Origin of the sequence: Mycolicibacterium iranicum, assembly GCF_014190915.1 — a bacterium.
GTDB lineage: Bacteria > Actinomycetota > Actinomycetes > Mycobacteriales > Mycobacteriaceae > Mycobacterium > Mycobacterium iranicum_B.
The window spans coordinates 59,956-81,900 of record NZ_JACHVU010000007.1 but is presented as its reverse complement, the minus strand read 5'-3'; the positions used below and the strand labels follow the sequence as shown (position 1 = coordinate 81,900).

The 21,945-nt window shown below is 68.5% G+C and carries 23 protein-coding genes and 2 tRNA genes; 16 read left to right on the top strand and 9 right to left on the bottom strand.

Features of this window, described 5'->3' with window-relative positions:
- Window positions 1-22 precede the first annotated feature (22 nt).
- From acpS to FHR72_RS16250, 3 genes are all read left to right on the top strand, one after another.
- Complete coding sequence (acpS, locus tag FHR72_RS16260) at window positions 23-415, top strand: holo-ACP synthase AcpS (protein ID WP_179964069.1); 393 nt, start codon at window positions 23-25, stop codon at window positions 413-415.
- A 68-nt stretch (window positions 416-483) separates the two neighbouring features.
- Window positions 484-1,302 (top strand): formate/nitrite transporter family protein, encoded by an 819-nt coding sequence (locus FHR72_RS16255; protein ID WP_183469836.1) that lies wholly within the window; start codon window positions 484-486, stop codon window positions 1,300-1,302.
- A 27-nt stretch (window positions 1,303-1,329) separates the two neighbouring features.
- Window positions 1,330-2,688: a dipeptidase gene (locus FHR72_RS16250; RefSeq protein ID WP_183469834.1), complete on the top strand. Its 1,359-nt coding sequence runs from the start codon at window positions 1,330-1,332 to the stop codon at window positions 2,686-2,688.
- Here FHR72_RS16250 and bcp read toward each other — a convergent pair.
- Window positions 2,665-3,138, bottom strand: a complete 474-nt coding sequence (gene bcp / locus FHR72_RS16245) for a thioredoxin-dependent thiol peroxidase (protein WP_183469832.1) — start codon at window positions 3,136-3,138, stop codon at window positions 2,665-2,667. The two genes, FHR72_RS16250 and bcp, sit on opposite strands and share 24 nt — an antisense overlap.
- Before the next feature lie 146 nt (window positions 3,139-3,284).
- On the opposite strand from bcp, the gene FHR72_RS16240 reads away from it, so the two are divergent.
- The gene (locus FHR72_RS16240) at window positions 3,285-3,512 is read left to right on the top strand and encodes a DUF3618 domain-containing protein (RefSeq protein ID WP_183470224.1); all 228 of its coding nucleotides are present in this window, start codon (window positions 3,285-3,287) and stop codon (window positions 3,510-3,512) included.
- A 550-nt stretch (window positions 3,513-4,062) separates the two neighbouring features.
- Window positions 4,063-4,440 (top strand): hypothetical protein, encoded by a 378-nt coding sequence (locus FHR72_RS16235; RefSeq protein WP_183469830.1) that lies wholly within the window; start codon window positions 4,063-4,065, stop codon window positions 4,438-4,440.
- 8 nt (window positions 4,441-4,448) lie between these two features.
- Here FHR72_RS16235 and FHR72_RS16230 read toward each other — a convergent pair whose 3' ends face one another.
- Together FHR72_RS16230 and FHR72_RS16225 are read right to left on the bottom strand one after the other, a co-directional pair.
- Window positions 4,449-6,155: a PGRS repeat-containing protein gene (locus tag FHR72_RS16230; RefSeq protein ID WP_183469828.1), complete on the bottom strand. Its 1,707-nt coding sequence runs from the start codon at window positions 6,153-6,155 to the stop codon at window positions 4,449-4,451.
- 192 nt (window positions 6,156-6,347) lie between these two features.
- A tRNA-Lys gene (locus FHR72_RS16225) sits at window positions 6,348-6,423 on the bottom strand.
- A 157-nt stretch (window positions 6,424-6,580) separates the two neighbouring features.
- Here FHR72_RS16225 and FHR72_RS16220 point away from each other — a divergent pair.
- A complete protein-coding gene (locus FHR72_RS16220; RefSeq protein ID WP_183469826.1) occupies window positions 6,581-7,801 on the top strand; it encodes a L,D-transpeptidase in 1,221 nt (406 codons plus the stop codon).
- 13 nt (window positions 7,802-7,814) lie between these two features.
- Window positions 7,815-8,183 carry a nuclear transport factor 2 family protein gene (locus tag FHR72_RS16215; RefSeq protein WP_183469824.1) on the top strand — a complete coding sequence of 123 codons (369 nt, stop codon included), beginning with the start codon at window positions 7,815-7,817 and terminating at the stop codon, window positions 8,181-8,183.
- Between the two features lie 45 nt (window positions 8,184-8,228).
- Here the strand turns inward: FHR72_RS16215 and FHR72_RS16210 are convergent.
- From FHR72_RS16210 to cmrA, 3 genes are all read right to left on the bottom strand, one after another.
- Window positions 8,229-8,301: transfer RNA gene (locus FHR72_RS16210), tRNA-His, on the bottom strand.
- Between the two features lie 27 nt (window positions 8,302-8,328).
- Entirely contained in the window at window positions 8,329-8,964 is a 636-nt protein-coding gene (gene orn, locus FHR72_RS16205; RefSeq protein WP_183469822.1) for an oligoribonuclease, read from the bottom strand.
- A gap of 59 nt (window positions 8,965-9,023) precedes the next feature.
- A complete protein-coding gene (cmrA, locus tag FHR72_RS16200; RefSeq protein ID WP_183469820.1) occupies window positions 9,024-9,830 on the bottom strand; it encodes a mycolate reductase in 807 nt (268 codons plus the stop codon).
- A 25-nt stretch (window positions 9,831-9,855) separates the two neighbouring features.
- Between cmrA and FHR72_RS16195 the strand changes: the two genes are divergently transcribed.
- A complete protein-coding gene (locus FHR72_RS16195; protein ID WP_183469818.1) occupies window positions 9,856-11,175 on the top strand; it encodes an MFS transporter in 1,320 nt (439 codons plus the stop codon).
- Here FHR72_RS16195 and FHR72_RS16190 read toward each other — a convergent pair.
- On the bottom strand, window positions 11,172-11,975 hold the full coding sequence (locus FHR72_RS16190) for a hypothetical protein (RefSeq protein WP_183469816.1): 804 nt from the start codon (window positions 11,973-11,975) through the stop codon (window positions 11,172-11,174). The genes FHR72_RS16195 and FHR72_RS16190 overlap by 4 nt on opposite strands.
- 134 nt (window positions 11,976-12,109) lie before the next feature.
- On the opposite strand from FHR72_RS16190, the gene FHR72_RS16185 reads away from it, so the two are divergent.
- The 3 genes from FHR72_RS16185 (at window position 12,110) to FHR72_RS16175 (ending at window position 14,427) form a co-directional block, all read left to right on the top strand.
- Window positions 12,110-13,936: an alpha/beta hydrolase family protein gene (locus FHR72_RS16185; RefSeq protein WP_183470222.1), complete on the top strand. Its 1,827-nt coding sequence runs from the start codon at window positions 12,110-12,112 to the stop codon at window positions 13,934-13,936.
- A gap of 87 nt (window positions 13,937-14,023) precedes the next feature.
- Window positions 14,024-14,227 (top strand): hypothetical protein, encoded by a 204-nt coding sequence (locus FHR72_RS16180; RefSeq protein WP_183469814.1) that lies wholly within the window; start codon window positions 14,024-14,026, stop codon window positions 14,225-14,227.
- A 44-nt stretch (window positions 14,228-14,271) separates the two neighbouring features.
- The gene (locus tag FHR72_RS16175; protein WP_183469812.1) at window positions 14,272-14,427 is read left to right on the top strand and encodes a DUF6131 family protein; all 156 of its coding nucleotides are present in this window, start codon (window positions 14,272-14,274) and stop codon (window positions 14,425-14,427) included.
- A gap of 3 nt (window positions 14,428-14,430) precedes the next feature.
- Here the strand turns inward: FHR72_RS16175 and FHR72_RS16170 are convergent, their stop codons facing one another.
- Complete coding sequence (locus FHR72_RS16170; protein WP_183469810.1) at window positions 14,431-15,048, bottom strand: SACE_7040 family transcriptional regulator; 618 nt, start codon at window positions 15,046-15,048, stop codon at window positions 14,431-14,433.
- Window positions 15,049-15,141: 93 nt separating this feature from the next.
- Between FHR72_RS16170 and FHR72_RS16165 the strand changes: the two genes are divergently transcribed.
- Genes FHR72_RS16165 through FHR72_RS16145 form a run of 5 tightly spaced genes read left to right on the top strand, consistent with a single transcriptional unit; the run spans window position 15,142 to window position 21,189 of the window.
- Window positions 15,142-16,692 carry a carboxyl transferase domain-containing protein gene (locus tag FHR72_RS16165; RefSeq protein ID WP_183469808.1) on the top strand — a complete coding sequence of 517 codons (1,551 nt, stop codon included), beginning with the start codon at window positions 15,142-15,144 and terminating at the stop codon, window positions 16,690-16,692.
- A gap of 30 nt (window positions 16,693-16,722) precedes the next feature.
- Window positions 16,723-18,705 carry an acetyl/propionyl/methylcrotonyl-CoA carboxylase subunit alpha gene (locus tag FHR72_RS16160; protein ID WP_183469806.1) on the top strand — a complete coding sequence of 661 codons (1,983 nt, stop codon included), beginning with the start codon at window positions 16,723-16,725 and terminating at the stop codon, window positions 18,703-18,705.
- Window positions 18,702-19,862 carry an acyl-CoA dehydrogenase family protein gene (locus FHR72_RS16155; RefSeq protein ID WP_183469804.1) on the top strand — a complete coding sequence of 387 codons (1,161 nt, stop codon included), beginning with the start codon at window positions 18,702-18,704 and terminating at the stop codon, window positions 19,860-19,862. Before FHR72_RS16160 ends, FHR72_RS16155 begins: the two co-directional genes overlap by 4 nt.
- Before the next feature lie 23 nt (window positions 19,863-19,885).
- Window positions 19,886-20,389: a MaoC family dehydratase gene (locus tag FHR72_RS16150; protein ID WP_311736166.1), complete on the top strand. Its 504-nt coding sequence runs from the start codon at window positions 19,886-19,888 to the stop codon at window positions 20,387-20,389.
- Entirely contained in the window at window positions 20,386-21,189 is an 804-nt protein-coding gene (locus FHR72_RS16145; RefSeq protein WP_183469800.1) for an HpcH/HpaI aldolase/citrate lyase family protein, read from the top strand. The genes FHR72_RS16150 and FHR72_RS16145 overlap by 4 nt, the downstream gene beginning before the upstream one ends.
- Here FHR72_RS16145 and FHR72_RS16140 read toward each other — a convergent pair whose 3' ends face one another.
- Window positions 21,190-21,942 (bottom strand): enoyl-CoA hydratase, encoded by a 753-nt coding sequence (locus tag FHR72_RS16140; RefSeq protein WP_183469799.1) that lies wholly within the window; start codon window positions 21,940-21,942, stop codon window positions 21,190-21,192. It abuts the gene before it with no gap.
- Between the last annotated feature and the right edge of the window lie 3 nt (window positions 21,943-21,945).

Genomic DNA, 21,945 nt, shown 5'->3' with positions numbered 1-21,945 from the left:
CCGGTGAGATAGCGTGCTGCCCGTGGGCATCGTCGGGATAGGCATCGATCTCGTTTCCATTCCGGAGTTCGCCGAACAGGTCGACCGGCCCGGCACGGTGTTCGCCGAGACGTTCACGCCGGGCGAGCGGCGCGACGCCGCCGACAAGAGTTCGTCGGCGGCGCGCCACCTCGCAGCCCGGTGGGCGGCGAAGGAAGCGGTGATCAAGGCCTGGTCCGGATCCCGGTTCTCGAAGCGTCCGGTCCTGCCCGAGGCGATCCACCGCGACATCGAGGTCATCACCGACATGTGGGGCCGGCCCAGGGTGCGGTTGTCCGGGGCGGTGGCCGAGCACCTCAAAGAGGTGACGATCCACCTGTCGCTGACCCATGAGGCGGACACGGCGGCGGCGGTCGCGGTGCTCGAGGAGCGCTAGGCCCGGTTCGACGTCCACGCTTGGGGTACCCGGGCACCTCACGCAGGTCAGCGCCGAAGGGGTGTCACGTGGCAGAAACCAGCCAGCGAGAGCTGGGGGAGTCCGACAGTCCCATCGAGGACGCTCTGGAGCACGCGTTCCGGCGCATGGTCGACGAGGGCACCCAGCGCCTCCACCGCGGCTGGCGCGAGGTGCTGGTGACGGGGTTCTTCGGCGGCACGGACATCGCGATCGGCGTGGTGGCCTACCTCGCCGTACTGCACGCCACGCAGGAGCCGTTGGTCGCGGGACTGGCCTTCTCCGTGGGCTTTCTGGCACTCCTGCTCGGACGCAGCGAGCTGTTCACCGAGGGATTCCTGATCCCCGTCACCACGGTCGCCGCGAAGCGGGCCGGCGTCCCGCAACTGCTCAAGCTGTGGGGCGGCACGCTGGTCGCCAACCTCGCCGGGGGCTGGGTCCTGATGTGGCTGATCATGACGGCCCTGCCCCGGCTGCATGCGCAGACCGTGGAATCCGCCGCCCACTATGCGACCGCACCGCTGTCTGTCGAGACCATGGCGCTCTCGCTGCTGGGCGGCATGGTCATCACGCTGATGACGCGCATGCAGCACGGCACCGATTCGGTGTTCGGCAAGGTCGCCGCCGCTGTCGCGGGCGCTTTCCTGCTGGCAGGGCTGCAGTTGTTCCACTCGATCCTGGACTCCCTGCTGATCTTCGGCGCCCTGATCGCCGGCGACGCGCCCTTCGGCTATCTCGACTGGGCGAAGTGGTTCGGCTACACGGTCGTCGGCAATGTCGTCGGCGGTCTGGTGCTGGTGACCCTGCTGCGATTGCTCAGGAGCAAGGACCGGCTGCAGGAGGAACGTCGAGACGCGGAGTCCTCGTGAGGGTGACCCCGGACTAATCTCGACCCCATGACTGATCTGGTGCAGCGCGTCCGCGACGTCCTCCCGTCGGTGCGTGCCGACCTGGAGGATCTGGTCCGGATCCAGTCCGTGTGGGCCGACCCGGAACGGCGGCCGGAGGTGCAGCGATCGGCCGAAGCGGTCTCGAAGCTGTTGTCCGACGCCGGATTCGGCGATGTGCGCATCGTCGCCGAGGGGGGCGCCCCGGCCGTCATCGCCCACCATCCCGCCCCCGACGGCGCGCCGACCGTGCTGCTGTACGCCCACCACGACGTGCAGCCCGAGGGCGAGGCGACGCAGTGGCACACGCCGCCGTTCGAGCCGACCGAACGCGACGGCCGGTTGTACGGCCGTGGCACCGCGGACGACAAGGCCGGTATCGCAACGCATCTCGCGGCGTTCCGCGCGCACGGCGGGCGTCCGCCGGTAGGTGTGACCGTCTTCGTCGAAGGTGAGGAGGAGTCGGGTTCGCCGTCCTTGTCGCGCCTGCTCGCCGCACACCGCGAGGCGCTGGCCGCCGACGTCATCGTCATCGCCGACTCCGACAACTGGAGCACCGAGATCCCGTCGCTGACCGTCTCGCTGCGTGGGCTGGCCGATTGCATCGTCGAGGTGGCGACGCTGGACCACGGCCTGCATTCGGGGATGTGGGGCGGGGTGGTGCCCGATGCGCTGACGGTGCTGGTCCGACTGCTCGCAACGCTGCACGACGACGAGGGCAACGTCGCGGTGGAGGGACTGCACGACACCGACACCAGCGGCCTGGACTTTCCCGACTACACCCCGGAGCGGGTCCGCGCCGACACCGGTCTGCTCGACGGCGTGCGGGAAATCGGTTCGGGCTCAGTGGCGCAACGACTCTGGGCCAAGCCTGCGATCACCGTCATCGGCATCGACACCACGCCGATCGCCAAGGCGTCGAACACGCTCATTCCCCGCGCCCGCGCCAAGGTCAGCATGCGCGTCGCGCCCGGTGGGGACGCCACCGCCCACCTCGCAGCCTTGACGAGTCACCTGCAGGCCCGCGCCCCGTGGGGCGCGCAGGTCACCGTCACGCCCGGGGACCTGGGCGAGCCGTACGCGATTGCAGCGAGCGGACCGGTCTACGACGCGGCGCGCAGCGCATTCCGCGACGCGTGGGGGCACGACGCCGTCGATGCCGGTGTGGGCGGGTCGATTCCGTTCATCGCGGAGTTCGCCGCGGCGTTTCCGGACGCCAAGATTCTGGTGACCGGCGTCGAGGACCCGGACACCCAGGCGCACAGCATCAACGAGAGCCTGCACCTGGGTGTGCTGGAACGCGCGGCGACTGCCGAAGCGTTCCTGCTCGCGCGGCTGGGCGGGTCAGACGGACAGGTCGCGCCGTAGCTTCGCCACGTGGCCCGTCGCGCGGATGTTGTACTGCGCGACCTCGATGTCGCCCTTCTCGTCCACGACGAACGTCGACCGGATGACTCCCTGCACGGTCTTGCCGTACATGGTCTTCTCGCCGTAGGCGCCCCACGCTTCGAGGACCGACTTGTCGGGGTCCGACAGCAGCGGGAACGTGAGGTTCTCGGCATCGCGGAACTTGGCGAGCTTCGCCGGCTTGTCGGGGGAGATGCCGATGACGTCGAGGCCGGCGTCGTTGAGCTCGGCGAGGTTGTCGCGGAAGTCGCAGGCTTCCTTGGTGCAGCCCGGCGTGGACGCCGCCGGGTAGAAGTACACGATGACCTTGCGGCCCTTGTAGTCCGACAGGGCGACGGTGTTGCCGTCGGCGTCGGGAAGGCTGAACGCGGGCGCGGTGTCGCCGGCTTCGAGTCGGGGGGTCTGCGGCATGGGTGTGCCTCCGGGCGGTTCTGCGAGGTTGATCGTTCGGTCGACCGGGGCGATCGGGTGTGCTCCGGCTCAACTAGGGTAGTGCGACAGACACTGTCGGTTGGGGTGCGGCCGGCGCACAGGTGCTGCAGGCATTGGAGGAAGTTGTGGCGGACCGGGATCCTGACACCATCAAGGCTGAGATCGACGAGGCACGCGAGCAGCTGGCCGTGACCGTCGACTCGCTCGCGGCGCGGGCGAACCCGCAACGCATTGCCGACGACGTCAAGACCGGTGTCATCCGTTTCGTCACCAAGCCCCCGGTGGCCGCCTCGCTGGCCGGCGTCGGGGCGCTCGTGCTCGTGCTGATGATCCGCCGCGCGCGCCGTCCCTAGGAAAGTCGGCGTCGACGGCTGGGGCGAAACCAGTCGGTGAACGAGAATCCGGGCGGGTTGGCCACGCGGCCGATCCGACTGCAGTTGTACACCACGACCGGCTGTTGAGTCGCCACGCCTCCAGCCGGGTCCTCACCGTCGGTTTCGGTAACCATCGGCTCGACCGGGCTAGACATCAGCAAATTCCTCGATTCCTACTCGCGCGCTCCGTTTCGTTCTCATCCAGACCGCGTCAGCTAACCGAACCATAACACCCATCGGAACCTTTGCCCAGCGCAAAGTGGGTGGGAATCTTGCTTGGGGTACGAGCCGTTACCGAAGGGCCGTGGCTCATAGCGCGGATAGTGTCCCCGACCTGTGACATCTAGCACATGGCATCGCGCCGACGAGGTAAAACACTCCCAACGGGCGTCTCCGCCGCCTCACTCCCGGCCGGTCGCGGCACGACCTCCGGGCCGCGAGACGTCGGCAAGGGGTGGGCGTGGAGCGCACGCGTTGTCCTCTACGCTGGCGCTGACCAACGACGAGCGAACAGCGAAGGAGACGCCGCATGGCGTGGTTTCTCGCCCTGCAGGGCCCGGCGCAGCCAAGTCATCAGGCGTCGGTGTACGAACTTCAGGACACCACCGACGTGGACAAGCTCGCCCAGGAACTGGCCAGTGCCGTGACGCTGGACAGGGTGGTGGCAATCCCGGCGATGCTGCCGCAGAACACCCGCAAGCGGCAGAAGGTCACCCTGTACGTGCGACCGGCCGCGTGGGGCATGTGGACCTTCTACGAACTGTCCGAAGAGGACAAGCGCCAGCTGGTGAAGGACAACCCGCTGATGCAGGCCATCCAGCAGCATCAGCGCGAGCATGTCGGGCAGCCGGGTGGGGTCAACCCGTTGCTCGGCCAGCAGCCGGGCCCGGGGGCGCCTCGACGCTGAACCGCGGACTATCCGGCCGCGGAACCCCCATCGCCGTCTCCGGCGGTGCCGTCGTCACCGCGGCCGGGCGCGTCCCCTTCGTCGCCACCCTCGGTGGTGCCGTCGCCTCCGTCGCCGCCATCGCCGGCAGTGCCGCCCCCGTCGCCGCCACTGCCCCCGCGCCCGACGATGCCTCCATCGCCCGACCCGCCCCTACCGCCGTCGCCCGAGCCACCTTCGCGGGTGCCATCGCCCCCGTCGCCGCCGTCGCCACCCTCCGCGACACCGATTTCGGCATCCGCCGTGGCGTCGCCCCCGTCTCCGCCGTCTCCATAGACGTACCCGCCTGAACCGCCGTCACCGCCCGCTCCGGCGTAGGGTCCATGGCCTTGGCCGCCGTCTCCGCCGTTGCCGACCTTGGCAGCGTCGCCGCCCCTGCCCCCGACGCCGACTCCCTCCGCGATGTCCGTGCTGATGCCGTCTCCGCCGGTGCCGCCACCGCCGATACCGCGGGCGTTGCCCCCGTTGCCGCCGAAGCCGGTGAAGATGCCGACTCCGGTGCCGCCGTTGCCGCCCCGGCCCGACCGGGTGCCGCCGTCGCCGCCGTCGCCGCCGAATCCGGTGTCGGCAGTCAAAGAGCCGCCGTTACCACCATGACCGCCCCGGCCGCGTGACACCCCATCTCCGCCATCGCCGCCCACACCGTTATCGCCCGTAGCGTCCCCGCCCCGGCCGCCGTTGCCGGCTATCTGGCCACCACGACCCCCGGCTCCTCCCTGGCCGTCGGCGGCCGAGGTGGCACCTCCGGCACCGCCGTGGCCCACCAGACCGGCATCGCCGCCGCGCCCCGCATCGAGGAACTCGTCATTGCCGCTGCCGCCGGCACCGCCACTGCCGAACAGGAGGCCACCCCGTCCGCCCTCTCCGGCGGCCGCCGTTGCCGAAGCGTCGCCTCCGCGCCCGCCGGTGCCGAAAAGCCCTGCTGCGCCACCGGTGCCGCCGTTGGCGCCGTCTCCGCCGTTACCCCAGAGCAGACCGCCGCGACCGCCGTTGCACGCGTCTCCGGCGCAGTCCGAAGCCGCGTCGATCCCGTCGCCGAACAGACCGAAGAGCGGGCCGCGGTAAGACGACCCCGTGATCACGGCGACGTCGCGGGAGGCGCGCGCTGCGCTGCGTGCCGACGGGCATCCGGTGCCCCGGCAGATCTTCACATTGCGCTCTTCACCGATACTGACGATCTGCCGGTCGGCGCGCACCGTGATGTTGTTGTATTCACCGAAGGTGGAGACGAGGTTCGCGGTTCCTTCGATGGTGATTCTGTTGCGAGCATGGGTCTCGACGACGTTGTTGTCGCCCGTGATGTTGATCCGGTTGTTCATTCCGTTGAACACGGTGACGCGGACGCGTTCACCGTTGACATCGATCAGGTTGCGTTGGAAGGGCAAACCGAATCCGGCGCTCACATAGCTGCCGTCGCCGTTGACCAGAACCCTGTCCTCGAACCCCTGTCCACGAGCCAACGCGTTGACACCCCGCGCGACGGCGTAACCCTCCATACCTGCCATCGTCGAAGCGGTCGCGCTGCCCTCCTGCATGATCAGGCGGCCGTCCTCCGAAATGGAGACATGTCCCGGTGTCGTTGCGGCACCGGATACGGCGGTCACATTCAGCCCCAATCCGATGCCCAGGGTCGCCGCGACCGAACCGATCTTGAGGAGGTTCGCGCAGAAGGTCACAGGGTCTCGTCTCTCGTCGTGTGGAGGGGGACGCTTTCTGCGTCTCGCACCGGGTGCCGGCGTCGCAGTCGACGCTACCGGGTCTATTTGCTGAACGCGTCAATTTTGACGGACGAGGACGTCGAAGATCGGGATGGCGTATGACGACAGTGCGGACGAGAAAAGCCCCGCCGGAGCGGGGCTTTCTTCGTGTGGTGCGCCGTCAGGGTTTCGAACCCCGGACCCGCTGATTAAGAGTCAGCTGCTCTACCAACTGAGCTAACGGCGCGCGTGTGAGACAATAACAGGCCCGCGGCGCAGGACGAAAATCGATTGCCGCGAGTGTCCGATGCCGACGCCGCAGTCGTGCTCCCACATCGAATCTGACCGTAGAATCGTCGTCGACGACTGTGGGCGACAGCCCTGTATGCGAGGTGGAGCGGAGTATGAGGCAGGTCAACACGGTGAACCGTGCGCGCAGGAGGCGGTCCTGGATGGTGGCCGCCGCGCTTGTCCCCGCGATGGTGTTGGGCCTCACCGCGTGCGGTGGGAGCTCCGAGACACCCAAGCCCGAGGTCATCAGTGACAAGGGCACCCCCTTCGGTGATCTGCTGATCCCGAAGCTCACCTCGTCGGTGCGAGACGGCGCCGTGGGGGTCAGCGCCGGAGCGCCCGTCACCGTCAGCGCCGAGGACGGTGTGCTCGGGTCGGTCACGATGGTCAACGAAGACGGCGAGACGGTCGAGGGCAAGCTGTCCAAGGACGGTCTGACCTGGGAGACCGCGGAGCCGCTCGGCTACAACAAGCGCTACACGCTGACCGCCCAGTCGCTGGGCCTCGGCGGCGTGACCAGCAGGCAGATGACGTTCGAGACGCATTCGCCCGAAAACCTCACGATGCCTTACGTTCTGCCCAACGACGGCGAGGTCGTCGGGGTCGGGCAGCCGGTGGCCGTCCAGTTCGACGAGAACATCACGAACCGGGTCGCTGCCCAGCGCGCGATCTCGGTCAAGACCAATCCGCCCGTGGAGGGCGCCTTCTACTGGCTGAACAATCGGGAGGTCCGTTGGCGGCCGGCCGAATACTGGAAGCCGGGCACCACGGTCGAGGTGAAGGTCGACACCTATGGCGTGGACCTCGGTGACGGACTGTTCGGTCAGGAGAACGTCGCGACGAACTTCACCATCGGCGACCAGGTGATCACGAGCGTCGACGACAGCACCAAGACGCTCACAGTGCGCCGCAACGGCGAGGTCATCAAGACGATGCCGGTGTCGATGGGCAAGAACAGCACGCCCACGAACAACGGGGTGTACATCGTCGGTGACCGGCGCGCCCACATGGTGATGGACTCGTCGACCTACGGCGTTCCGACCAACTCGCCCAACGGGTATCGCACCGAGGTCGACTGGGCCACCCAGATCTCCTACAGCGGCATCTATGTGCACGCGGCGCCGTGGTCGGTGGGCAGTCAGGGTGAGAGCAACGTCAGCCACGGCTGCATCAACGTCAGCACGAGCAACGGTCAGTGGTTCTACGACAACTCCAAGCGCGGAGACATCGTCGAGATCGTCAACACCGTCGGATCGCCCCTGTCGGGTACCGACGGCCTCGGTGACTGGAACATCCCCTGGGAGCAGTGGAAAGCGGGCAACGCGAACGTCTGACGGGCGCGCCGCCGTGACCATCGACGCCGCACGCTTCGCTGCCGATTGGGAGCGGGCGTGGAACGCCCACGATGTCGACGCCGTCCTTGCGCACTTCGACGACGACGTCGTCTTCACCTCCCCGGTGGCGCTCAGAGTCGTTCCGGACACCGGCGGGGTCGTACGAGGCAAAGCCGCCCTGCGCGACTACTGGACCACCGCGCTGGCCGGCATCCCCGACCTGCGATTCACCGTCGAGAGCGTGTTCGAGGGCATCGACACGCTGGTCATCGCCTACCGGAACCAGGCAGGCGGGTCGGTCAGCGAGGTGCTGCGGTTCAACGACGCCGGCCTCGTGATCGAGGGGCACGGCACCTATCTGGTTCGCGATAACGACGCCTGACAGCAGAAACGCCGCCTACCGGAGTAGGCGGCGTTTCCCCTGCGGGGTGGCTGACGGGACTCGAACCCGCGACAGCCAGGATCACAACCTGGTGCTCTACCAACTGAACTACAGCCACCATCGCCGCGCGAGCGGCTTGGTCATACTAGCCGCTGGAGTCCCCTTGCGCCGAATCGTCGGACGCAGCGGGTCCGAGTTGGGCCGCGACAGCCGCGATGTCGCTGGTCGAGGGACCCGGGGGAGTGACGAACGCCGTCTGGCGGTAGTACCGCAGCTCGCGGATCGACTCGTGGATGTCGGCCAGGGCGCGATGCGCGAGCCCCTTCTCCGGCTGGCCGAAGTAGATCCGGGGATACCACCGGCGGCACAGCTCCTTGATCGAGCTCACGTCGATCATGCGGTAATGCAGGTAGTCGTCGAGCTTGGGCATGTCGCGGGCGATGAAGCCACGGTCGGTGGCGATCGAGTTGCCCGCCAGCGGCGCCGTCTTGGCCTGCTTGACGTGGTCGCGCACATAGGTGAGGACCATGTCCTCGGCCGTTGCGACGTCGACCGTCGACGCGCGCACCTCTTCGACCAGACCCGATTTCGTGTGCATCTGGGCCACGACGTCGACCATCGAGGACATCGCCGCATCGTCGGCGTGGATGACGACGTCCAGGCCGTCGCCGAGGACGTTCAGTTCCGAGTCGGTCACCAGCACCGCTATTTCGATGAGCAGGTCCGACTTAAGGTCCAGGCCCGTCATCTCGCAGTCGATCCACACCAGTTCGTCGCGCACAGCGCTCACAGTAAGCCCCATGGCCACGCAGGGCCCGCTGCACCCGGTGAAAAGTGGTGCTACTCGCCGCCGAGCTTCTTGTACACCGCACCGACGATCGGGGCGACGATGGACCGCGGCGCGTAGCCACTGGCCGCCGACATGGCCTTGGACGTCACGCCCGGCACGACGCGCATCTTGTTGCGGTCCAACCCATCCAGCGACACGCGCGCGGTGTATTCGGTGTCGATCCACAGGAAATCCGGGATCAGGCGCTCGACCAGCGACTGCTCGTTCGGGTCGGGGAGTTCGGTGCGCACCGGGCCGGGGGCCAGCACGGTGACGTGCACGCCCGCCGCCTTCACCTCACCGCGCAGGGATTCGCTGAAGGTGTTGGCGAACGCCTTGGTCGCGGCGTAGGTCGCGTTGTTCGGGATGGGCGAGTTGCCCGCAGCAGAACCTGAGATGAGGATCCCGCCGGCGCGGCGCTCGACCATCCCCGGCAGCACCGCCAACACCAGGTCGTGGACGCCGAGCACGTTGAGCTGCACCTGTTTCCGCTCCTCGGCCGGGTCGAGGGCCGCGACCGGACCGAAAGTCGCGGTGCCTGCGTTCGCGCACAGGATGGACACGTTGCGGGTGAGCAGTTCGTCGCAGAACACGTCGCGCGCCGCCGGGTCCGCCAGGTCCACGGCACGCACCTCGACGGTCACGCCGTACTGGTCGCGCAGCCGCTCGGCGAGGGAGTTGAGCACCTCTTCGCGGCGCGCCGTGATGATCAGGTGGTGGCCGCGGCGGGCGAGCTCGACGGCCAGTGCCTCGCCGATGTTCTGAGATGCACCGGTGACGACCGCACGGGCGTCCGCGCTGGGAGCGGGTACTGGCATGCGCCGGACTATATCGTGGGCGTCCATGAGCGAGGTGTTGCCCACGACGGGCCCGCCCGCAGCCGCCGCACGGTCCCGCGTGCTGGCTTGGGCGCTGTGGGATTTCGGGGCGACCGCGATCAATGCGATCGTCATCACCTTCGTGTTCACGGTGTACCTGACCACCACCGTCGGCGACGACCTGCCCGGCGACACCACCCCGGCGAGCTGGCTGGGCCGGGCACTGGCGGTCGCCGGACTCGTGGTGGCGCTGCTCGCGCCGGTGACCGGAGTGCTGGTGGATGCCCCCGCCCGGCGCCGGCGCGCCCTGGCCATCCTGACCGGCCTGGTGGTCCTGTTGACCGCGTCGCTGAGCCTCATCCGCGACGACCACCGCTATCTGTGGCCGGGCCTGGTGCTGCTCGCGTGCACCGCCGCCTGCAGCGAGCTGGCCACGGTGCCCTACAACGCCATGCTGCGTGAGCTGTCGACCCCGAAGACCTCCGGCCGGATCTCCGGATTCGGTTTGGCCCTCGGCTATTTCGGCAGTGTGCTGGCGCTTCTGGTGGTCTACCTGGGGTTCATCTCCGGCGAGGGGGACACCCGCGGGCTGCTCGGCCTGGCTGTCGACGACGGCCAGAACGTGCGCGCGGCGATGGTGTTGGTCGCCGTCTGGTTCGCGTTGTTCGCGCTGCCGTTGCTCGTCGCGGTGCCCACCGCGCCCGCGCAGGAGACACCACCGCGCGTCGGCTTCCTCGGCGCCTACCGGAGGCTGTGGGCGGAGGTGCGCAGGGAATGGCGCCGCGACCGCAACGTCGTGTACTACCTGGGCGCGAGCGCGGTGTTTCGGGACGGGCTGACCGGTGTCTTCACCTTCGGCGCCGTGCTCGGCGTGAAAGTGTACGGGGTCTCGCAGGCCGACGTGCTGCTGTTCGGTGTCGCCGCGTGCGTGGTGGCTGCACTCGGCTCGGTGCTGGGCGGCCGCGCCGACGACCGCGTCGGATCCAAACCGGTGATCGTCGCGTCGCTGATCGCGATGATCGTGGTGGGTGTCGTCCTGATGGTGCTCTCGGGCGTCATGGCCTTCTGGGCGTGCGGGCTGCTGCTGTGCCTGTTCATCGGCCCGACGCTGTCGTCGGCGCGGACGCTGATGATGCGGATGGCCGCCCACGGCAAGGAGGGCGTGACCTTCGGGCTGTACACCACCGCCGGGCGCGCGGCGACTTTCCTGGCGCCCTGGCTGTTTTCGCTGTCCATCGACATCTTCGACAGCTACCGCGCCGGCATGGGCGGCCTGGTGCTCGTGCTGGCGCTCGGGCTGCTGCTGTTCCTGCCGGTGCGTACCCCGGGCCGTCGCGACCTCTAGCGGGTCGGCGCGCAGATCGTGAGCCCGACGCCGGTGCGCAGCTCCAGCTGCGTGCCGTTGACGGCGATCGAGCAGGTGACCTCACGGCCCACGTTGATGATGCTGATGCTCGCCGAGTCCTCACCGGGCTGCGGCAGCAGAACCTCCTTGCTCCACGGCAGCATCACGTTGAACTCCGTCTGCAGCAGACCGCCGCTGTCGACGTAGGTGAGGTTGATGGCGCGGCCCGTGCCCTCCACGGTGTATACGACGGAGTCGGTGACCCCGGGGATGGTGGGCGCGGTGGTCGTGGGTGACGGCCTGGTCGGCAGTGTCGGTAGCGGCACCACCGGCGTCGTCGGTCTGGTCGTCGTCGGAGTGCGCCGCGTGGTCGTCGGCGACGGGGTGTAGGAGGGTTCGGCCAGCGGCGGCAGCGGCGCCACTACCGTCTGCTGCCGGGAACTGTTGACGATCACCAGCGCGATGACCAGCCCGACGACGGTGACGACCGCGACGCCGGCGACGATCCACAGCCATCGGGGGGATTTCGGGCCCTCCGGTGGAGGTTCGGACCCGCCACCCTGGCCGAACTGGTTCGGATACTGCCCTGTCGCGTACGGGTCGTAGCCGTAGGGCGCATACGCGGGAAGTCGTTCGGTGGGCCGCGTCGGAGGCGGTTGATAGGGCGCGCCGTAGGGCGTCTGACTCGCATAGGCGGGGTCGGAATATCCCGAATACCCGGGAGAGCCGTAGCCGGTCGGCTCGTCTCGTCCGCCCCGGCCCCACTGCTCGTCGCGCCCGCGGTCAGGTGAATCCGTCATACCCACCTCATGGCTGCAGGGTACCTGTGCGGCCGCTCAGGGGGTCCCACACCGGCCCGCATGCCGTCACGGCCGTCGACGGTGCACAATCGTGAACCGTGGCAGAACAGGTCCGCCGAATCTATGGCGCGTCGATGTCTCCCGACGCCACCGCGTTCGCCCATCTCGTCGACGACGGCGGATATCCGCGGGCGGTCCAGCGGTTCCTGCGGGGGTGGCGCGCGAGCTCGTCGCGCGATGTCGAGCTGCCGATCGACGGCCCGGTCACGCGCGTCATGCATTCGGCCGACGGCCACTGGCTGGCCTGCCAGGTGGCGCCCGAAGGCGGTACGCGCAGCCAGATCTGGGTTGTCACAACCGATCCCGACGACCGCGCCGCGCGCCGGATCGACCACTGGCCGTCGGGGGTGGAGGGAACGGCCGAGCTGATCAGTTGGGACGGCACGCTGGTGGCCGCCATCCTGACCGGTGAGGACGGGGTGGGTAGCTCGTGTCTGATCGATCCGTCCGCCGGCACCACGACGGTGCTGGACCGGCGCTCGGGCGGCCGGCTCGTCGACGCCTGGGCGGGCGCCTCGCTGGTCCGGGTCGGCCCGCGGGGCTACCGCGACCTGATCATGTTGCGCGGTCTGACCGAAACCGGCCTGCTGCCCTACGACCCGGGTTCGACGACCGACACCGGGGTCATCCTCGACGATCACAGTCCGCGCCGACTGCGCACGGGTCCTGAAGGTGAGCTGACCGAGCTGTACCACCCGGCGAAGGACTACGGGCTCAACAGCACCGAGGGGTACGTGCGTGCGGTGATCCGCAGCGAGAACGGCGCCGAACATGCGCGCCTCCTCGAGGTCACGGTGACCGCCGACGGCGTCACCTACCACGTGCTCGCCGAACGTCCGGGCTGCGAACTCGACGAGTTCACGGTCAGCGACGACCTCTCGACGGTGGCGATGTTGTGGAACCTGCACGGCGCCAGCGAATTACAGATCCTGGAGTACGCCGACGGCACCCTGTACGACCCGATTCCCCTCCCGGGCATGGTGGCCAGCGAGCTCAGTATCAGCGCGGGTGGGTCCATGCTTGCGCTCACCGTCGAGGGCCCGTCGAAGCCGCCCACCGTAGAGCTCGTCGACCCGCGCAGCCGGGAATGGCAGCTCGTCGACCGCGAACCGAGCAGCGGGCCGTTGTCGGCCGATCCGACGCTGGAGACCGTCACCGCCCGCGACGGCCTGACGTTCACCGGATGGTTGTTCCGGCCGCCGGCCGGCGTCGAGACGATCGGGGCCATGCTGTTCCTGCACGGCGGTCCCGAAGGTCAGGGCCGGCCCGGGTACAACGAGTTCTTCCCCGCCCTGCTCGACGAAGGCATCTGTGTGTTCCTGCCGAACGTGCGGGGCTCGGGCGGGTTCGGCCGCTCCTTCATGCACGCCGACGACCGCGAGCGCCGGTTCGCCGCGATCGACGACGTCGCCGACGCGGTGCAGTTCCTCGTCGACAACGGCCATGCGCCGGCAGGGAAGGTGGCCTGCTGCGGGTGGTCCTACGGCGGCTATCTGACCCAGGCGGCGCTGGCGTTCCATCCCGATCACTTCGCGGCCGGCATCAGCATCTGCGGCATGAGCGACCTCAACACCTGGTACCGCAGCACCGAACAGTGGATCGCCTCGGCCGCCTATCCCAAGTACGGGCACCCGGTCAGCGACCAGGATCTGCTCGAGGCGCTCTCACCGCTGCCGCGCGCGCACGCGGTGACCGCACCGCTGCTGTTGGTGCACGGTCTCAACGACACGAACGTGCCGCCCAGCGAATCTCAGCAGATGTGCGAGGCCCTGACGGCTCTGGGACGCACCGTCGAACTGCTGGTTTTCGACGACGACGGCCACGAGATCGACAAGCGGGAGAATCGCGCCGTGCTGCGCAAGGCGATGTGCGAATGGCTGGTGACCGCGTTCGCCAGTTGACCTGGCGCCGCGGAGGTTTACCGCAATTTTCCTAGGGGTAAAACTCTGCTGCGCGCCATGGAGGCGTGCGGACAGAGGAGGCGCGGCATGCGAGGGATTCTCGGCGTCATTGTGCTCGTCTGGTTGCTGATCGGCGTTTTCGCCGCTTATCAGCGTGACTACTTCAGCGGTGGCGAAACCAATTGCGCCACAGCGGGAAGCATTGCCCTGACGGTGGTCGCGGGACCACTGAACTATGCGGGAGTCAATCCGAAGGTCACGGATTGCAACGTCCCCGAACCCAGTCAGTAATTCTGCTGACCGGACAACTGGATAACTGAAAGATCGGAGTGGAAATGATCGTCCTCGGTGTGATTCTGCTCATCCTGGGTCTCGTTTTCGGAATGTCGATACTGACCTACATCGGTGTCGTCCTGCTCGTGATCGGTGCGGTGTTCTGGATTCTGGGGTCCGTCGGCCGTCCGGTCGGTGGGCGCCGAGCCTGGTATTGACGCTCAATCACGTCGTGCGGCCGAGGTCAGCGCCGCGACCGTCATCTCTCGCAGGACGGTCCGCGAGCCGGCCTCGGCCGTTTTCGTGGTCCCGGGTTTGACGCTGTGCGCGGTGGAGTTGAGCAGCCCGAAGGTGCCGTGCGCCATCAGCCGTGCATCGCTTTCCGTTCGTCGCTCATCGCACCGCCGTAGGACGTCGACCCACAGTTCGACGTACTGGCGTTGTTTGCGCCGCACCTGACGCTTCGCTGCCGCCGGTAAGTTCCCCAGGTCTCGGTCCTGGATGCGGATCAGGTCGGATTCGTCGAAAGCGAAGTCGAGGTGGAAATCGATGAGCGCTTCGAGCGCCGAGGTCGCATGGGGAGCGTCCGCGACGACCGCTGTGGCGCCCGCGAGAAGCCGGGTGCTGATCCCGACCAGGAGCTCGACGAGCAGCGCCTCCTTGTTGGGGAAATGGCGGTAGATCGCCGGGCCACTGACGCCCGCCGCCGCGCCGATGTCTTCGAGCCGGACCGCGAGATACCCGTGTTCGGCGAACAGTCGCTCGGCGGCGGCGACGAGCTGGCTGCGACGATCCGATTTCGCCCTGCTGCGCGGTGAGGTGGCATCCGTCGTGGTCATGACGCGCTCCTGCCTCGGGTGGTGGACAGCATCAGTTAATGCTGATTAACATACCATCCGGTTAGTCATCATTAACTAAAGGTGGGTTCATCGATGGCAGCGCGGGCATCTCATCGCGACGACCACGTCGCGCTGGTCGACCAGTTGCGAACCAAGCTCGCCGCGGCGGCCCTGGGGGGTCCGGAACGGGCCCGGGAACGCCACGTCGGCAGGGGCAAGCTGCTGCCCCGCGACAGGGTCGACGGTCTTCTCGACCCGGGAAGTCCGTTCCTGGAACTGGCTGCCCTGGCCGCCGACGGCATGTACGGCGATGAATGCCCCGGGGCCGGGATGATCGCCGGCATCGGGCGGGTGTCGGGCCGCGAAGCCATGATCGTCGCCAACGATGCGACGGTGAAGGGCGGCACGTACTACCCGGTGACCGTCAAGAAGCACCTGCGGGCGCAGGAAATCGCACTGCAGAACCGCCTGCCGTGTATCTACCTCGTCGACTCCGGCGGTGCGTTCCTGCCCCGGCAGGACGAGGTGTTCCCCGACCGCGAGCACTTCGGACGCATCTTCTACAACCAGGCGACCATGAGCGCCAAGGGAATCCCGCAGATCGCCGCCGTGCTCGGTTCTTGCACGGCCGGCGGCGCCTACGTCCCGGCGATGAGCGACGAGGCCGTGATCGTGCGCAACCAGGGCACGATCTTCCTGGGGGGCCCGCCGCTGGTCAAGGCCGCGACCGGTGAGGTGGTGACCGCCGAGGAGCTCGGCGGGGGAGACCTGCACTCGAAGGTCTCCGGCGTCACCGACCACCTCGCCCACGACGACCGCGACGCGCTGCGCATCGTGCGCCGCATCGTCGGCACGCTCGCTCCGAAGTGCGAAACCCCGTGGGAGGTCGCGGCGCCGGTCGACCCGGTGGCCGACCAGAGCGAGCTGTACGACGTCGTGCCCGTCGACTCGCGGGTGCCCTACGACGTGCACGAGGTCATCACCCGCATCGTCGACGGAGGCGAGTTCGCAGAGTTCAAGGCCGAATACGGCACCACCCTGGTGACCGGCTTCGCGCGCATCCACGGCCACCCCGTCGGTATCGTCGCCAACAACGGCGTGCTGTTCGGCGAGTCGGCCGTCAAGGGAGCGCATTTCATCGAGCTCTGCGACAAACGACTCGTCCCACTGCTGTTCCTGCAGAACATCTCCGGCTTCATGGTCGGCCGCGATTACGAGGCGGGCGGCATCGCCAAGCACGGCGCCAAGATGGTCACCGCGGTCGCGTGCGCGCGCGTGCCGAAGCTCACCGTGGTGATCGGCGGGTCCTACGGTGCGGGCAACTACTCGATGTGCGGACGCGCGTACTCCCCACGCTTCCTGTGGATGTGGCCCAACGCCCGGATCTCGGTGATGGGCGGTGAGCAGGCCGCCTCGGTGCTCGCCACCGTCCGGGGTGACATGACCCCCGACGAGGAGGAGGCGTTCAAAGCGCCGATCCGGGCCCAGTACGAGGCGCAGGGCAATCCGTACTACTCGACCGCACGGCTGTGGGACGACGGCGTCATCGACCCCGTGGACACCAGAGATGTTGTGGGTCTCGCTCTTTCGGTCGCAGGCCAGGCTCCGTTGGAGCCGGTCTCCTACGGCGTCTTCAGGATGTGACGATGGTTTCCACAGATCGGGAGCGGCGTGATGTTTGACTCGGTTCTGGTGGCCAATCGCGGGGAGATCGCGGTCCGGGTCATCCGTACGCTACGGGCGATGGGGATCCGCTCGGTCGCCGTGTTCAGCGATGCCGACGCGCACGCCCGCCACGTCGCCGAGGCCGACGTCGCGGTGAACATCGGCCCGGCCCCGGCGCGGCAGAGTTACCTGTCCATCGACGCCCTGCTCGCCGCGATCGAGCGCACCGGGGCCCAGGCGGTCCATCCCGGCTACGGATTCCTCTCGGAGAACTCGCAATTCGCCGAGGCCCTGAGCGCGGCGGGAGTGGTGTTCATCGGGCCGCCGGTCACCGCGATCCAGACGATGGGGGACAAGATCTCGGCCAAGGCCGCCGTGTCCGGGTTCGGCGTGCCCGTCGTCCCGGGCATCTCGCGTCCAGGTCTGACCGACGACGACCTGATCTCCGGTGCGCCCGACGTCGGCTTTCCCGTGCTGGTGAAGCCGTCGGCCGGCGGCGGCGGTAAGGGCATGCGCGTGGTGCACGATGCCGCCGACCTGCCTGCCGCGCTGGCCAGTGCGCGGCGCGAAGCGGCGTCGGCGTTCGGCGACGACACGCTGTTCCTGGAACGGTTCGTGCTCAACCCGCGCCACATCGAGGTCCAGGTGCTCGCGGACAACCACGGCAACGTCGTGCACCTCGGCGAGCGGGAATGCAGCCTGCAGCGGCGCCATCAGAAGGTCATCGAAGAAGCCCCCTCGCCCCTGCTGGACCCGCAGACCCGCGCACGGATCGGCGCCGCCGCGTGCGACACGGCCCGCAGCGTGGACTACACCGGTGCGGGGACCGTGGAGTTCATCGTGTCCGCCGACCGGCCCGACGAGTTCTTCTTCATGGAGATGAACACGCGGTTGCAGGTGGAGCATCCGGTCACCGAGATGGTCACCGGTCTGGACCTCGTCGAGCTGCAGTTGCGCATCGCCGCGGGGGAGAAGCTCCCGATCGCGCAGGACGAGATCCGCCTGGTGGGCCATGCCATCGAGGCGCGTGTCTACGCCGAGGATCCCGCTCGCGGCTTCCTGCCCACCGGCGGCGACGTCGTGGGGCTGCGAGAGCCGGCGGGGCCCGGGATCCGAGTCGACAGCGGGCTGGCGCGGGGCACTGTGGTCGGCAGCGATTACGACCCCATGCTCGCGAAGGTGATCGCCCACGCCGATGACCGCGGCGCCGCGCTGCGGGCGCTCGATTCCGCGCTGGCGAACACCGCGGTGCTCGGCCTCACGACCAACGTCGACTTCCTGCGATTCCTGTTGGCCGACCCGGACGTGGCCGCCGGAGACCTGGACACGGGCCTCCTCGATCGCCGACTTCCCGACTTCACCGCCGCCGAGCCGTCGGACGACGATCTGATCGCCGGGGCGGCCTACCGCTGGCTGCGGTCCTGGCCGACGGGCCCCACCGACCCGTGGGCGGTCCCGTCGGGGTGGCGTATCGCCGGACGCGCCCCGACACCGATCCGGCTCAAGGCCGGGGACCGGACCGACCACGTCTGGCTCACCGGCACGCCGGAGAGGGCGACCGCGGTCGTCGAAGGACGCGAAAACCGAACGCTGAGTGCGTCTTTGACCGGGGATGCGTTGGCGGTGACGGTCGACGGCCTGCGTACCGACTACCTGGTCGCCGAGGCCGGTGGGCAGGTGTGGCTGGCCGCAGCGGGACGCGTGGTGAGCGTCGAGGAGGTCAGGGAGGCACCGGTGCGTCCCGACGACGAGGCAGGAGGCGACGCCGAGCTGACCAGCCCGATGCCGGGTGCGGTCGTCGCTGTCGGTGTCGAGGACGGTGCGGCGGTCACCGCCGGGACCGTTGTGGTGACCGTCGAGGCGATGAAGATGGAGCATGCGTTGACCGCCCCCGTCGACGGGGTGGCGGAGTTGTTGGTCGACGCGGGTGAACAGGTGAAGGTGGGCCAGGTGCTGGCCCGGATAACGGCAATCAAGGAGCCGCAGACATGACCACATTTCTCTCGACGGGAACGCTGCCGGACCATTACGAGCAGCTGGCCAAGACGGTGCGCGATTTCGCGCAGAGCGTGGTGGCGCCGGTGTCGGCGAAACACGACGAGGAACACTCGTTCCCGTACGAGGTCGTTGCGGGCATGGCCGACATGGGCCTGTTCGGGCTGCCCTTCCCCGAGGAGTACGGGGGCATGGGCGGTGACTACTTCGCGCTGTGCCTGGCGCTGGAGGAACTCGGCAAGGTCGATCAGAGTGTCGCGATCACGCTGGAGGCCGGGGTCTCGCTGGGCGCCATGCCGGTGTACCGCTTCGGCAACGAGGAGCAGAAGCAGGAATGGCTGCCGCTCCTGGCCAGCGGCAAGGCGCTCGGCGCGTTCGGGTTGACCGAGGCCAGCGGCGGCAGCGACGCGGGGGCTACCAAGACGACCGCCAAGCTCGACGACGGCCACTGGGTGATCAACGGCAGCAAGCAGTTCATCACCAACTCGGGCACCGACATCACCAAGCTCGTCACGGTCACCGCGGTCACCGGGGACAACAACGGCAAGAAGGAGATCTCGTCGATTCTGGTGCCGGTCCCGACCGAGGGGTTCACTGCCGAGCCCGCCTACAACAAGGTCGGCTGGAACGCCTCGGACACGCACCCGCTGAGCTTCGACGACGTGCGCGTGCCGCAAGAGAACCTGCTCGGTGAGCGGGGTCGCGGCTACGCGAACTTCCTGCGGATCCTCGACGAGGGCCGCATCGCGATCGCCGCGCTGTCGGTCGGTGCCGCGCAGGGCTGCGTGGACGAGAGCGTCAAGTACTCCAAGGAACGGGAGGCGTTCGGGCGGGCCATCGGCACCAATCAGGCCATCGCCTTCAAGATCGCCAGGATGGAGACCCGCGCCCATGTCGCACGGGCGGCCTACTACGACGCGGCGGCATTGATGTTGTCGGGCAAGCCCTTCAAGAAGCAGGCCGCGATCGCCAAGCTGATCGCCAGCGAGGCCGCGATGGACAACGCGCGCGACGCCACCCAGATCTTCGGTGGATACGGCTTCATGAACGAGTACTCGGTCGCGCGCCACTATCGCGACAGCAAGATCCTCGAAATCGGTGAGGGGACAACGGAAGTGCAGTTGATGCTGATCGGCCGGGAGCTCGGGCTGTGAGTGTGCCGAACGATCAGGCGGACGTGAGCGGCGAACCGGCGGCGAAGCGGATCGTCGTCCAGCGGGGGCTGTGGTTCGAGGAGTTCGAGACCGGCGTCCTCTACCAGCACCGGCCCGGACGCACGATCACCGAGGCCGACAACGTGCTGTTCACCACGCTGACGATGAACACGCAGGCGCTGCACCTCGACGCCGCGTTCTCGGATGCGTTGCCGCCGTTCAACCAGCGGCTGGTGAATTCGATGTTCACGTTGTCGACCCTGGTGGGTCTCTCGGTGGCCCAGTTGACCCAAGGCACGATCGTGGGAAACCTGGGCTTCGGCGAGGTGGCCTTTCCCAAGCCCCTGTTCCACGGCGACACCCTGTACGCCGAGACCGAGGTGACGGAGAAGCGGGAATCCAGGAGCCGCCCGGGCGAGGGCATCGTGACCTTCAGCCACGTCGGCCGCAACCAACACGGCGATGTCGTGGCCACCGCGTCGCGAAAAACGATGGTGCGCAAGCGGCCTCAGGAGGAATCCGCGTGAGCCTGGTGGCAGGAACCGCGTGGCTGTTCTGCCCGGCCGACCGGCCGGAGCGGTACGCCAAAGCCGCGGCGGCGGCCGACATCGTGATCCTCGACCTCGAGGACGGCGTGGCCGCCAAGGACCGGCCGGCTGCGCGCCAGGCGCTGGCGGACACACCGCTGGACCCCGAGCGCACCGTGGTGAGGGTCAATCCGGCCGGCACCCCTGACCACGACCTCGACCTGGAAGCGGTGTCCGGCACGGCCTACACGACCGTGATGCTCGCCAAGACCGAGACACCCGAGCAGGTCGGCGCGCTCGCGCCGCTGAACGTCATCGTGCTCATCGAAACCCCGCTGGGTGCGCTGGCCGTGGTGGACCTGGCCCGCGTCGACAACGCCTATGCGCTGATGTGGGGTGCCGAGGACCTGTTCGCGGTGCTGGGTGGTACCGCCAACCGTTATCCGGACGGCTCCTACCGCGAGGTGGCCCGCCACGTGCGCTCACAGACCCTGCTCGCCGCGAAGGCCTACGGTCGGCTCGCCCTGGACTCGGTGTTCCTCGACATCAAGAACCTCGACGGGCTGCGGGCTGAGGTCGACGACGCGGTGGCGGTGGGTTTCGACGGCAAGGTCGCCATCCACCCGACGCAGATCCCGGTGATCCGGGAGGGCTACACCCCGACCGCCGAAAGCGCCGAGTGGGCGCGTCGTGTGCTGGCCGCCGCCCGTGACGAGCGCGGCGTGTTCCAGTTCGAAGGCCAGATGGTCGACATGCCGGTGCTGCGCCGCGCCGAACGGATCGTGGCGCTGGCGCCGTAGTCAGCGGCGCTTGGCGGCTGCGAGCCGCGCCGCGAACTCCGGTGACTCGATGGACGCCGCCTGCGGGCCGATCTCGACGTCCACGGCCAGTCGATGCTGGTCGAGGTCGACGGTGCCCGGGTTGGCGGTGGCGCGCATCGAGGCCTTCGTCGACAGCACGACGTCGCGCGGGGCGCCTGCCGGTCCCGCCGCCAGCTCTCGGGCCGCGGCGACCGGATCGTCGGCGACCTCCAGCGCGAGACCGTGGCGTACCGCGGCCTCGGCGTCGAGGCGCATCCCGAACAGCAGCGATGCGCGTGCCACCTGCGGGCCGGCCAGTCGCTGCAGCATCCAGGTGGCGCCGCCGCCGGGGTGGATCCCGAGCTTCTGGAATCGCGGGTCGAACACGGCGGCGGGCCCGGCGATACGCACGTCGGCGGCCAGGGCGAGGTTGAGCCCTGCGCCGACCGCGGCGCCGTTGACGGCGGCGATCGTCGGCAGCGTGCATTCGGCGACCGCGAGGAACCCGTCGTAGATGACCCGCAACCCGTCCTCGGTGGCCGCCCCGAGGGCGGTCAGATCCGCGCCGGCGCAGAACGCCTTGCCCGCACCGGTCACGATCAGCGCGTGGACCTCGGGATCGGCCTGGACGCTGTCGACCGCGTCGCGCAGGGCCGCCGAGATCTCCGCGGTGACGGCGTTGCGCCGGTCGGGGTCGTTGATGGTGATGAGGGCGACGCGGTTGTCGACCTGGGTCAGTACACGATCGGTCACCGG